General features: G+C 39.6%; 9 protein-coding genes, 1 tRNA gene, 1 other RNA gene and 1 pseudogene. 2 read left to right on the top strand and 10 right to left on the bottom strand.

The window, feature by feature from the left end; all coding sequences use genetic code 11:
* The first annotated feature begins 430 nt into the window (after positions 1–430).
* Positions 431–501, top strand: a tRNA-Cys gene (locus tag HMPREF9420_RS13795).
* Positions 502–543: 42 nt separating this feature from the next.
* Here the strand turns inward: HMPREF9420_RS13795 and HMPREF9420_RS01120 are convergent.
* From HMPREF9420_RS01120 to HMPREF9420_RS12860, 7 genes and pseudogenes are all read right to left on the bottom strand, one after another.
* On the bottom strand, positions 544–969 hold the full coding sequence (locus tag HMPREF9420_RS01120; protein WP_007133541.1) for a hypothetical protein: 426 nt from the start codon (positions 967–969) through the stop codon (positions 544–546).
* A 37-nt stretch (positions 970–1006) separates the two neighbouring features.
* Positions 1007–1414, bottom strand: an RNA gene (rnpB, locus tag HMPREF9420_RS12940) — RNase P RNA component class A.
* 262 nt (positions 1415–1676) lie between these two features.
* Positions 1677–2564, bottom strand: a complete 888-nt coding sequence (gene dapA / locus HMPREF9420_RS01115) for a 4-hydroxy-tetrahydrodipicolinate synthase (RefSeq protein WP_007133540.1) — start codon at positions 2562–2564, stop codon at positions 1677–1679.
* Between the two features lie 105 nt (positions 2565–2669).
* A complete protein-coding gene (locus HMPREF9420_RS01110; RefSeq protein ID WP_036906942.1) occupies positions 2670–3590 on the bottom strand; it encodes a DMT family transporter in 921 nt (306 codons plus the stop codon).
* 6 nt (positions 3591–3596) lie between these two features.
* Positions 3597–4328 carry a tRNA pseudouridine(38-40) synthase TruA gene (gene truA / locus HMPREF9420_RS01105; RefSeq protein WP_007133538.1) on the bottom strand — a complete coding sequence of 244 codons (732 nt, stop codon included), beginning with the start codon at positions 4326–4328 and terminating at the stop codon, positions 3597–3599.
* A 180-nt stretch (positions 4329–4508) separates the two neighbouring features.
* Positions 4509–6038, bottom strand: a complete 1530-nt coding sequence (locus HMPREF9420_RS01100) for a L,D-transpeptidase scaffold domain-containing protein (RefSeq protein ID WP_007133537.1) — start codon at positions 6036–6038, stop codon at positions 4509–4511.
* A 79-nt stretch (positions 6039–6117) separates the two neighbouring features.
* Positions 6118–6430 (bottom strand): annotated as a pseudogene (locus HMPREF9420_RS12860) (T9SS C-terminal target domain-containing protein).
* Positions 6431–6741: 311 nt separating this feature from the next.
* On the opposite strand from HMPREF9420_RS12860, the gene ppdK reads away from it, so the two are divergent.
* Entirely contained in the window at positions 6742–9462 is a 2721-nt protein-coding gene (ppdK, locus tag HMPREF9420_RS01090; RefSeq protein WP_007133533.1) for a pyruvate, phosphate dikinase, read from the top strand.
* 307 nt (positions 9463–9769) lie between these two features.
* On the opposite strand, the gene HMPREF9420_RS01085 is transcribed toward ppdK, so the two are convergent.
* The 3 genes from HMPREF9420_RS01085 to HMPREF9420_RS12990 all read right to left on the bottom strand — a co-directional run bounded on the left by HMPREF9420_RS01085 (position 9770) and on the right by HMPREF9420_RS12990 (position 13133).
* Positions 9770–10834, bottom strand: a complete 1065-nt coding sequence (locus HMPREF9420_RS01085; protein ID WP_007133532.1) for a DUF6261 family protein — start codon at positions 10832–10834, stop codon at positions 9770–9772.
* A 313-nt stretch (positions 10835–11147) separates the two neighbouring features.
* Positions 11148–12926: a hypothetical protein gene (locus HMPREF9420_RS01080; protein ID WP_007133531.1), complete on the bottom strand. Its 1779-nt coding sequence runs from the start codon at positions 12924–12926 to the stop codon at positions 11148–11150.
* 36 nt (positions 12927–12962) lie between these two features.
* Positions 12963–13133: a hypothetical protein gene (locus HMPREF9420_RS12990; protein ID WP_007133530.1), complete on the bottom strand. Its 171-nt coding sequence runs from the start codon at positions 13131–13133 to the stop codon at positions 12963–12965.
* Between the last annotated feature and the right edge of the window lie 106 nt (positions 13134–13239).

The following is a 13239-nucleotide window of genomic DNA, read 5'->3' as shown; positions in this document are numbered from 1 at the left end:
ATCAATATAAAGTTTTAGTTTTATCATTTAAGAAGCTTACAAGAAAAATCATAAAAAATGAGGATTGCAATTTAAAATAATTGAATATATCTTTGCAAACAGATGAATTGATTAATTGATTATTTGAAAACTGGTTGATTATACGGGCAGATTTTGTATATATAAAAATATATAATTCTGTCCGTTTACCAAATACAGCATGAGTATTTCCATTCAATATATTGTAATTTTTGTAGTCATTGCACTTTCAGTCTGCTTTGTATTAAGAAATCTCTACAAGGCTATTTATAACAACGTTAAATGTAAAGACTACAAATGTGCAGGCTGTGCATTTTATGATAAATGCAAAAAAGTAGAAAAAAAACAATGAATATATTTGGTCAAATTGTTTTTTTATATTACCTTTGCAACCGCAATTCGGAAACGAAATGGTACCTTGGCCGATCGGTTAGGTAACGGTCTGCAAAACCGTGTAGAGCAGTTCGACTCTGCTAGGTACCTCTTTTAGGTTGAGTTTTATACTCAACCTTTTATTTTTTCCTATTATCTTTTATATGAAAGCACTTGTTCTATGTAAGTTTCATGATTGCTATCAAATAACTTTTGAAGCCTTTTCTTGATGATATAATTCATAAACAACTTGATAACTCCAAAGAGGAGTGCTCCCCCTACTCCACAAACAATAGCCGTATAGCGTCCAAATGGTAAATCTTTATCTGGGAAAAATGAAGCAATAAAGATTGGAATAACGATAAAGATACCGCATAAAGTCATTTGAAAACGTTCACTTCCCATGCTATCAAGAATCATTTGTTTATCAAATAAATATGATTGCAAAGATTCATTGGTTACACCATAGCTTTTCATCTGTGGAAAATCATCAGATTCTCCATATGTATTAATCATCCGCCAAACAGCTTGTTGCAAATCATCTACTTTGTATTCTGTTTCATTTAAGGTAAAGTTCATGTTTCGAAATAAATTTTATTAAAGAATAAAGAAAAAAGAAAGCAGTGTTCCTATAAGCCGGGTTCTGTCTCCATCAAAGCGATGGCGCCCTGTTATTTATCTAATCTGTGAGTCACCCCACAGCTTAAGCATTCTACCCTCCGTAGCGATTTATAATCTTTAAGCGGACAACTTTCAGTCTACGGTATACATGAACTTGCAGCCTCCAGATAGCACAGCCTGACAATCGCCTGTCAGCTGGTAGTCTCTTACACTACCTTCTCACCCTTACCTTGAATGGACTTGAAAGGCTATTCCTTTCAGTTTCGTTTTACAAGGCGGTTATTTTCTTCTACCAACACCTACTGTCACCAATAGCTTCTATTTTCGGAAGTGGAGTGTCCTATGCTGCCCGGACTTTCCTCTCGCGTCAAAACAAACGCCAGCAACAGAGCCGAAACACTGCTTTCTGTATGCAAAGATAACGCAAAAGATGTGTTTTACAAAATAAATGAATAACTTTGTTATAAATGAAAAAAAATTGATTGCCTCACGACAACCAATTTCTTCTTTAACCTTAATAATCTAATACCATGAAAAACATGTTGCAAAGATAGGTATTTTTTTGTGTTCTTCCAAAAGAAATACCATCATTCTCTTTTATAAAGTGCATATTTAGCGTTTTTAAAGAGAAATTAAATCGTTTGCATTTGAAATTAAAGAATGTATTATATTCTTAATTCTTTCAAGATATCAGCCATCTTTTGTTTTGTTGTTATGGTTGTAGGAACGAGTGGAAGTCGAAGTACGTTCTCAATCATTCCCATATCGTTTAATAATGCTTTGCAGCCCGCAGGATTCCCATCTACAAAGAGTAAAGAGTAAAGTTCTGTGAACATGTGATGAATTTTGCGTGCAGGTTCATACTCACCATTAAACTCTAATCGAATCATTCTGCTAAATTCCTTTGGTAGTGCATTACCAATCACCGAAATAACTCCTGCTGCCCCACTTGCAATCATAGAGAAAGTAAGTGCATCATCGCCGCTAATGACATCGAAATTATCTGGCTTATTCTTTATTATCTCATCCACTTGTTCAAGGCTTCCACTGGCTTCTTTAATAGCAACTATATTAGAAAAGTCCTTAGCAAGCTTGACTGTGGTTTCTGCTTTCATATTGATTCCTGTACGTCCTGGTACATTATATAATACAATTGGCAACGGACTAACTTCTGCTATGGCCTTAAAATGCTGGTAAAGTCCATCTTGCGAAGGTTTATTATAATAAGGACATATACTCAAAATACCATCAATTCCCGTCCAATCTGTTGTTTTTATTTCATCGACAACAGCTGCAGTATTGTTTCCTCCACAATATTTCAGTATAGGAATCCTGCCTCCAACAACACCTTTTATAAACGAAGTGAGTTCTTCTTTCTCTTCTTTTGTCAAGCAAGGAGCTTCTCCTGTGGTCGCCAAGATACATAAGAAGTCAGCGCCATTAGCCAATTGATAGTCCAATAGCCGTCTAAGTGATTTATAATCCACTTTACCTTCTAATGTAAAGGGGGTTATCAAAGCTATTCCTAAGCCTTTGAAGATGTTGTGTGCCATATCGTATTGTTTTTACTTTCAATCATGTCTACAAAGATACAAGATTTATATCGATTTGCAAAGATTATCTGACAAATAAATTCAGAAGTATAGTTCTTCCCTACTTTATCCTCTCGATCCTATATATAAAAATATCATTCCCAGCAGCACTAATGCCAAATCAAAAGCTTTTGCCTTAAGATTCTTCTCATGAAAGAATATTGCTCCCGACAGAAAACTAACCAAAACGCTTCCTCGTCTAACCATACTTACAATTGAAATCATAGCCCCTGGTAAGCTTAAAGCATAGAAATAAACAAAGTCAGCAGCACATAAGAACACTGAGATAAACACCACAGACCAGTCCCAATGAAATGGAGTTGTACGATAACGCGTTGGCCACCACAATACAATCATCATGATTCCCATTAATAACATCTGGTAAATGTTATACCAACTTTGCACTATCATACGGTCTATTCCAACACCACCATCAGTAGCATTTGCCATCAGATATTTGTCGTATAGTCCACTAACAGCCCCTAATAATGCTGCAATCACAAGGAAGAAAATCCATTTATTGTGCTTAAAATCAATTCCTTCACGACGTCCACTCTTACTCAACATCAAGAAAGAAATGGCTGCAAGTGTTACACCGGCCCACTGCCAACCATTTAAACGCTCACCAAATACAAGCATAGCACCAACAAGTACCATTACAGGGCGTGTAGCGTTGATTGGTCCAACAATAGTAAGTGGGAGATGTTTCATTGCAAAATAGCCGAATATCCAACTCGACAAAACAATCAAACTTTTTAGAATGATATAGCGATGAACCTCCCAACCTCCTTGTGAAACATAGAAAATACTGCCATCAAAGATATGAGTGGTTGATGACAATACGATAAAAGGCAAGAAGATTAGTGACGAAAAGACCGTATTCAAGAATAGAATCGGAAGCACTGCATTGTCGTTTAACGCTTTCTTTTTGAACGAATCATAAAATCCCAACAGGCCTGCTGAGAGAAAAGCTAAAATTAACCACATCATCTATTAATATTCTATATTTTCTAAAAACAAAGCATGTCCAGGCATACTCTCACCTGCTTGACTCCGGTTTCCTTCTTCTAATATTCGTTCCAAGTCTTTAATTGTAATGCGATGTCTTCCTAACAAAATTAGTGTTCCAACGGTTGCACGCACCATATTCCTTAAAAAGCGATTGGCAGTAATCTCAAAATACCATGAATAAGGAGATGTCTTAACCCATTTACTCTCTTTAATTGTACAGAGTGTTGTTGTATTATCTGCCCCCGATTTACAAAAAGCAGCAAAGTCTTGGTGTTGTTTCAATAGCTCAGCTCCTTGCTCCATCAGTTCAAAATCAAGCAAATAAGGACTTTCATACGAGTATTTTCGAAGAAAAGGGTCCTTTCGTGTGTGGATGAAATAACGATAAGTACGCCATTTTGCAGAGAAACGTGCGTGCATGTTACTATCAACAGGTTGGATGTTAAAAACGGAAATATCACGCGGCAGGAGTCTATTGAGCTTATAGGTTAACTGCTCACATTCAATTTCTTCGGCCAAATCTAAATGTGCAACCATCATACGTGCATGCACACCTGTATCAGTTCGTCCTGCACCAACTATCTCTACACGCTGCCGAAGGATTGTCGACAAAGCATTTTGGAGAGTTTCTTGCACAGACATGCCATTGGGTTGAATCTGCCAACCATGGTATGCTGTACCATCATAACAAAAATAAATGAAATATCTTTGCATACATCTATATTTTCTTTCCCATTCTTTCGCTATTCGAATGACATTCAAGCAATTTGGGTTTTGTATTGAATTATATCATAAAGAGCGTCATTTTATCCTGTAAAACGTATCTAATTACGAGGTTAAATGACGCAAATTGTTTTCCAAACACTCACATAAACCAATCGCATATGAATAACATCATTCTGCACCATAGTTCCTAAGAGATTTAAAGATGACTTTATCAAATCCATAAACATCCGCGAAATGCTGAAGTTTTCCTTTGCCATCAGGATATATTGTGAAATAGGTGAGATAGATAGGAACCTGAGGTTCTACGCTCAAAGACCTGAGAATAAGTGACTTTTTTAGAGTATCAGGCCTTGTTTTCTCCATATTTTTATGTTCCTCTTCAGAAGAGTTTACCCCCTCTTCACCTATTTTTGCAGTCATAGAATAATGAAGCTTCCGAATGATTGAAGCCTCTTTATCTTTCAACAAGAATACCGCTAAGTCAAAAGGTCGTTCTACGCGTACACAACCGTGACTAACATCACGATCAGTTTGAGAAAAAATATTCTGCTGATTTGTGTCATGCAGGAAAACACTAAAGCCATTAGGAAAACGAAAAATGATTCTACCGAGTGAATTACCCAAACCACCTGTCTGAATGACTAAATAGTCTTTGCTGAGCAACATCTCCCTTGTGATCTGGTCAAAAGGTATCTTTTTACCCGTTTTTCTGTGTCTAACAAAGAAATGATGGCTATCAAAATAGTGCCTATCACCACAATGATTAACTATACTTTTCTTTATAATACTACGCGGAACTATCCATTGTGGATTGACATCCATACGTATAATACGGCTCGTCAACAATGGGGTCTTAGTATCTTTTGAACCACATCCTATCTTCATTTCTCTCACATCATCACGATTAACCATGCGTAAATGAAACGAAGGGATATTTACCAAAACATATTTCTCATGCAAATCAGGCGTATCTTTATAGCGCCAACGGCAGCGATCCATATTGCACAAGATAGTTCTTCTTTCGTTTTTATCCCGTGTTATTGCTAATAAACTTTGGAGTTGTGAATATAACTCGCTCTTAGGTTGTATCTCATGAAGGAATACTCCCACGCTATCATGCTCTATTTTATCTAATGCTGATCTATAAAAGTCTTTCCCCACACGCTGCATGGGAACATCAAATAGAGTTGCATAACTAACACTTACAGAGTCACTATCCCTCACATCCATACGATTAAACAGACGATAGGGATTGACAAATCCAAACTTTTGTCCTGTAGTATAGCGTAAATAAGCCTTTGTTAAGTTGTATTCAAGCTGAGCAGCAACCTTATTAATGGAATTGCTTTGTTTGTCAAAGTCTAACGTTCGAAATCTTTTCAGTCCCTCTTCTATCTCATAAACGCGAAACTTTTTCTTGCTAAAACCCAATTGGTCGACTGTCTTCAGATAGGAAAGCAAGGTATCAGCCTGGTCATTAACACCTTGTCGATTAATCCATATACATGTTCCACCATTTAAATAGTACGATTTCACACGCATATCAGTGGCTGTTGAGTCGGCATCGGCAAAGGCTGTTTGCCTTAAAAAATGCTGAATACGCTTGGCCTTCAGCGTAAATGCCGATGAGCCTAAAGGCTCAAAATCTGATAATTCTATGTTTTTATTGGGATTTTCATATTTATTGCTGCACGCCATGCAAAACAAAAGTATGAAAAATATACTTGAAAGAATTCGATACATTGAAGATTCTACTTATTGGATTAAATGTTACATATCAATATACAGAAATCTTTCTGACCGTTTTCCCGACCTTAACAATGTAACACCCTCTATGAAGATTCAAATCAAAACGCTTGTCATTGCTATCTACTCGCATCGACATAACACAAACTCCTGTTACATTATAAATATAAACAACCTGTCCAACACCTCCTATAATACGCAGTATATTCTGACTGAATGGAAATCTCTGCCTCATTTGATTTGGAGATTTCATTCAAATTTGTGTTTACAATGGCACCTGAAACACAAGGAGAAACCATAGCAAACAAGGTCAAAAAATATATCTTATACAGAGATCTCATCATTATCTTTTTTAACAAGCGTTACATGAAATGCTGTTTATTGAGTTACAAAGTTATAAAAATATGGATAAAGATAATCTTTAATTAACAATAATTATAAACGTAATCATTTACGAAAGGAATATTCTTATCGTATTTTAGCCATTGCTTCAAATTTGAAGAGCGCCATAAAGTATGAAACAAAATGATAGTAGAAATGTAAGGTGAAGTTAGCAAAAAAGCAGTTAAATGTTTGGCTATTTAAGAGAATTACGTTATTTTTGCAACTATAATAATAACAATTTTTAATAAAAAGCATTTATACCTAATCAACTATGAGTGAGAAAAGAGTATATACTTTCGGTAATGGTAAGGCTGAAGGTAAGGCAGATATGAGAAATCTGCTTGGTGGTAAGGGAGCGAACCTTGCTGAAATGAACTTGATTGGAGTGCCAGTTCCTCCAGGTTTTACTATCACAACGGACGTTTGTAATGAGTATTTTGAGAAAGGAAAGGAAAAGGTTGTTGAACTTTTGAAAGGTGAAGTAGAGGCTTCAGTAAAACACATTGAGAATTTGATGCATTCAAAGTTCGGCGATGTTGAAAACCCATTACTTGTAAGTGTGCGTTCGGGCGCACGTGCCAGCATGCCAGGAATGATGGATACCATCTTGAATCTTGGTTTGAATGACGAGGTTGTAGAAGGTTTAGCACGTAAAACAGGAAATGAACGCTTTGCATACGACAGCTATCGTCGCTTCGTTCAGATGTATGGTGACGTTGTATTGGGTATGAAACCTGTTAACAAAGAAGACATCGATCCATTCGAAGAAATTATCATTGCAGTGAAAAAACAGCGTGGTATCGCTCTCGACAATGAAATGAATGTTGATGAACTCAAGCAGTTAGTTACCTTATTTAAACAAGCAATCAAAGAACAGACCGGACGAGATTTCCCAGTTGACCCAATGGAACAATTGTGGGGAGCTATCTGTGCAGTCTTTGATTCATGGATGAATGAGCGTGCTATCCTCTATCGCAAGATGGAAGGTATCCCTGCTGAATGGGGAACAGCTGTCAGTGTGATGGCTATGGTATTCGGAAACATGGGTAATACCTCTGCAACGGGTGTATGCTTCAGTCGCGATGCAGCTACCGGCGAAAACCGATTCAATGGTGAATATCTTGTAAACGCACAGGGAGAAGATGTCGTTGCTGGTATTCGCACTCCACAACAAATTACAAAAGAAGGCTCACTACGTTGGGCTGAGCAGCAATGTATTGATGAAGAAATACGTGCTTCTAAGTATCCGTCTATGGAAGAAGCCATGCCTGAGATTTACAAGCAATTGAATGACATCCAACAGAAGCTTGAAGCACACTATCACGACATGCAAGACATGGAGTTTACGGTTCAGGAAGGACATCTATGGTTCTTGCAAACACGAAACGGAAAACGTACAGGTACAGCAATGGTTAAGATTGCTATGGACCTCTTACGTGAAGGAGAAATTGACGAAAAGACGGCTCTTTTGAGATGTGAACCCAATAAATTAGACGAACTTCTACACCCTGTATTTGACAAAGAAGCGCAAATGACCGCAAAAGTACTGACTCGTGGTCTTCCTGCAAGTCCTGGTGCAGCTTGTGGACAAGTAGTCTTTTTTGCCGACGATGCTGAACATTGGCACGACGATGGCCACCAAGTTATCATGGTACGCATAGAAACCAGCCCAGAGGATCTTGCCGGAATGAGTGCCGCAGAAGGTATTTTGACTGCAAGAGGAGGTATGACAAGCCATGCAGCCGTAGTCGCTCGAGGCATGGGAAAATGTTGTGTCAGCGGTGCTGGAGCAATCAATGTTGACTATAAAGCACGCACAGTAGAGATTGACGGAACTACCATTCACGAGGGAGATTATATTTCTATCAATGGTTCTACAGGCGAAGTGTACTTAGGTGAGGTAAAAACCAAACCTGCAGAAGTTACAGGTGACTTTGCCAAGTTGATGGAGCTTTGCCAGAAATACACAAAACTTGTCGTTCGCACAAATGCAGACACTCCACACGATGCAGAGATTGCACGTAACTTTGGCGCTGTAGGTATAGGACTTTGCCGTACTGAACACATGTTCTTTGAGAACGAAAAGATTAAGGCAATGCGTGAGATGATTCTTGCTGATACAAAAGAAGGTCGTGAAAAAGCTTTGGAGAAACTTCTACCCTATCAGAAACAAGACTTCTACGGAATACTCAAAGCTATGGATGGTTATCCTGTAAATGTTCGTTTACTTGATCCACCTTTGCATGAATTTGTTCCTCATGACCTCGCTGGACAAAAGGTTATGGCTGAAGAAATGGGTATATCGGTTGAAGAAATTCAGCATCGTGTAAACTCTTTGAGCGAGCATAATCCTATGTTAGGTCACCGCGGTTGCCGATTGGGTAACACCTATCCCGAAATAACTGCAATGCAAACACGTGCCATTTTGGGTGCAGCCATAGACTTGAAAAAGGCTGGTTACGACCCAAAACCTGAGATTATGGTACCACTTATTGGTAGTGCAAACGAGTTTGATGTGCAAGAGGCGGTCATTCGCGCTACTGCCAATCAGCTATTCGAAAAGGAAGGTGTTGAGATTCCATTCAAGATTGGTACAATGATTGAAATTCCACGTGCGGCCTTAACTGCCGAGAAGATTGCAGAAAGAGCCGAATATTTCAGCTTTGGAACTAATGACCTCACACAAATGACCTTCGGTTTCAGTCGTGATGATATCGCAAGCTTCTTGCCTGTTTACTTGGAAAAGAAGATTCTGAAAGTCGATCCATTCCAGGTTTTAGATCAATCAGGTGTTGGTCAGCTCGTTGAAATGGGTGTGAAGAAAGGTCGTTCAACCCGTCCAAACCTAAAATGTGGTATATGCGGAGAGCATGGTGGTGAGCCATCTTCTGTTAAGTTCTGCCATCGTGTGGGTCTGAACTATGTAAGTTGCTCTCCATTCCGTGTTCCTATCGCACGATTGGCTGCGGCACAAGCTGCTATAGAAGAATAAGTTTCTTTTCTATATACAATCATTTAAGCTGAATCTCTGTTTTGAGATTCAGCTTTTTTAGTTTCTAATATTCAAAACTTGAATACATCAAAACAAGCTCGGAATAACGCTCTATAACATCTCTGATTTAATAGCAAACGCACAAAAAGGGTGCAGCGCTGTTATCGCAACAGCGCCGCACCACCACTTTAGACTTAGGAGTATTTATGACGATACCTATTGTATAACTACGCCACTGCGTAGGTTTTCGTCGCAATAAGAGTTAATTTTGAATGCGGTTTTGCGCATTTCCCTAAGCTCGACAATTTTATGGTTGGTTTTTATGTTTAATTCCAAAGCCTGGCTGTTCGGTTGTTCCGCCGCCCGTTTTCGGCTTTTCATTCGCCTTTTCTACGAGAAACAGCGTGCCATCCTTATTCACGCCCACCCAAATGGTTTTGGGCTTGCCATCGGCTGTGGTCTTGCCTGTTATGGTCAATTCATATTTGCGCTTGGCTGCCGTGCCCTTTGTCTTGCCTGTAAACGAGAGGCTGCCACTTTCAAGCTCCATTTGCTGTTCAAGTGCTGGGAATCCAGCTTTTAGCCTGTTTTCTTCCTCTGGCGTAGGCTTGGGCGTGGGTTTCTTCTGCGCCATGCTCTGTTTGTGCGAAGTCTTGAAGTGGTCGCTTTCCTGATTCATGCGGTCAACCAAACGCTCTATCAGGGCGCGGTCGTCATCGGTTGTGGCAAAGAGATAGCTGGCTTCAATGTAGCGGCAAACTACGCCAAAGACGGCATCGGTCTGCGGACGAACCTCACTCAATGCAGGCATTTTCTGGTCCACCGCCTTTTCCTGTCGCGTGTTATACACCTTTTGAAACTCATCGTTCACAGTCTTCAACTGTGCCGTAACTGGCGCCAGTCCTAAGGCCGTCACCTCAGTGGCAAAGCGCTCTAAGTCTTTCAGCATGCCACGCACCTCAGCCGTTTCCGCGTCGACCGCCTTACTTTGAATGCCTGCGTAAACGCCGAGTCCTTTGTCTAACGCCTTCGCTGCCTCGCGCACTGCTGCCACAGGCGATTTCAGTTGTGCCCGCACCACACCAAAGAGGTTGGTCAGCAGGTCGTCGCGTTGTTGGTCGAACGCTTTCATCTGTTCGGTGTAGACTGTTGCCGTGGCCTGCTTGTTCAGTTCTGTTTCCAAGTCCAAGCAGTCGGCCCAAGTCTTCAGCAACTCATCCGTCAGGTGCAACTTCAGTTTGTCTACGGCTTTCACCAATTCATACATGTTGAACTGAAACTGCAAGTGATGCGAATTAATGTAGTTTGAGCAATTACTCCCCTCCACTTTGAGCACCTTGGGGTGTTGCAAAGGCTTCATTTTTGTTTTCATTCTATTTTAAATTAATAGGTTAATAAATAAAAATTGAGCGCCGAGATGTCGCCATCTGGCGCCCAAAATATTCTTTTAGTGTTTCCGTGTGGAAGTTTAGGACCAAAAATCCTTTTTTCATGCTTCCGTGTGGAAGTTTAGGACCAAAAATCTCTTTTTCATGCTTCCGTGTGAAAGTCTAAGACCTAAAATCCTTTTTTCGCGCTTCCGTGTGGAAGTCTAAGACCCAAAATCCCTTTTTCATGCTTCCGTGTGGAAGTTTAGAGCTAAAAACTCTTTTTTATGCTTCCGTGTGACGTTTTAAGACTAAACATTAATCGTCCCATTTCGATTTAAAGTGTATGATAGGGCGAATTTTCGCACTACTTTGTTTAGAGGCAAAATCTAAACGATAACCACTTGACGAAATATCAATGACCACCTGTTTTGCTTGTCCTCCATCAATAACTTCTGTGTCCAGCCAATAGCGTCCTTGAGGTGCAGTTCCACCAGCATCTGTAAATGCCTTATTAAACCTTGTCATATTCATACTTGAAAAGTTGATAAATGATGGGCTTGGTATAAATTCTGTAGATGAGGCTCCCTCAGGAATAAGATTTTCAAAATAATTTCCTGGATCATAATATAAAACTTTTCCTTGTTTTCTTTCAGGTAAACCTGCATAAGAGACCCCCAACCAAAGAAAAGGGGAGAGCCCTGGAACCATCCAAGAAGTTGTAGCTGTTGATGGTCTGCTGACTTGTGATTGGTAAGACGCTGCAGCTTGTACCGCAGGAATAGTCCCACTTGCTCCACTAACACCTTCACGTAATAAATCTTTGTAATTTGTATAAACGCTTGATGTTTCTTGTGTTGTTGTATTTGACCATTGGATATTAGCGGAACCGGCACCATACGAATCAACGACATCATTGAGTGCTATAGCATAATTCCCATCAGGTCTTGGTATTACTCCTATTGGCGTCTTTCCCACATTTTTATCAAGGTCACCAATGGTTCCATCACTAAATAAATACAGAGGTTTAGTCATAAGTAGGCGTATAACAAGTAAATAACGTTTGTTGGCTTCAAGTTGCTTTTGTATGGGAACAGCAATCATGCCCGTGAGACTTCTATCATATAGGCTACCATCGGTAATCGTAAACTTTAAGTTGGCACAATCTGTTGTAGGAAGGAAGTAAGCATATCCTGCGCCTGTGTTTAGCCGATAAGTATTGGTCTTCCCTGGAGACATTGTTGTTCCCCAATCGACTTTACTGGAATAAGAATAGTTCCCAACAGTAGGATAAGAATATGTGTTTGTAACAAAATCATAATTCATTGTTTCCGGAATGCTGTTAGAATTTGATGTCCAAGAATATTGAATATGATCTGTAGGGTTAATACTTCTTGCCACATATGTACCTTCCCAAGGATTTGTATAACGTCTCTCATTTGTACCAAAAATTTTGATGTTACAATTTACAAAAGCAATAGTTGTAGCTAAAAAGGCTCCAGCATGTTTTATCTCAAATGCTACGTATTGTTTTGGGTCTTGATTGATAACCACCCCGCGCTTCACTACATAACGAGCTGTTTCTGCGTCAGCACGATGCACTGTTAATTGTGTGCCGTTGGCTGAAACCTTATCGTTGAAACAAACGAAGTCGTAGGTGCCATGAGGCAAGAAAATGGATTCTGCTGTGCCTGCATCAGGAGTAAAGGTTGAACCTTGGAAGGTTCCTTTGAGTTCGCCTTTCTTCACTCCACCTTGATAAGCCTGAATGGTGTAGTGGGCAGAGCCATAGATGGCACGTGTCTTTGCTTCAGCCGCTTTTGCTTCTTTCGCATGGGTGGTGTCGGGCTCAAGACTTACTTCTGCCAACCATCCATCGCCTAAGTCTTGCAGTTTGGGCTTAGTCGGCGCAGCCGCACGTGTGCCGGCAACATCTTCGCCAGCCTCATAATCTTTTTCATTGATTTTGAAAGAAATCTTTGCCATTCCCTCTTGTGGCTGGCTTTCTATGTTATCCTCATTGCTACATCCTGAAAGTGCCACGCTGGCCAACATGGAGAGCAAGATGAATGTTACCTTAAAACGATTGATTTTCATTGTTGTTTTTTTTTGAATTGTTGTTTCTTGATTGTTTTAGAATTCAATGGTGCCACCATCAACATCTCCTCCATCTTCCCAGCCGGATTCTGTGGTTCGTGGCGCATCAGGATAAACCGAAGTACAAACAAAGGCTTCTAAAGCTAATTTGTAGATTGTACATTCTGGTTTTTGATACTTGTGTTGGTTTCTTTTTTTCATTTTCATTTCTATTTTGTTTAATGAGGCGTAACGAATAAATTGAGCTTATTTTGTCTTTTGTTGGTTCACAAAAAGGCACGAATTACTAAACAAAGGGAACTCGGTTGAGCCC

Origin of the sequence: Segatella salivae DSM 15606 (assembly GCF_000185845.1) — a bacterium.
Taxonomy (GTDB): domain Bacteria; phylum Bacteroidota; class Bacteroidia; order Bacteroidales; family Bacteroidaceae; genus Prevotella; species Prevotella salivae.
The sequence above is the reverse complement of the archived record's forward strand: the minus strand, read 5'-3'. Positions and strand labels throughout refer to the sequence as shown.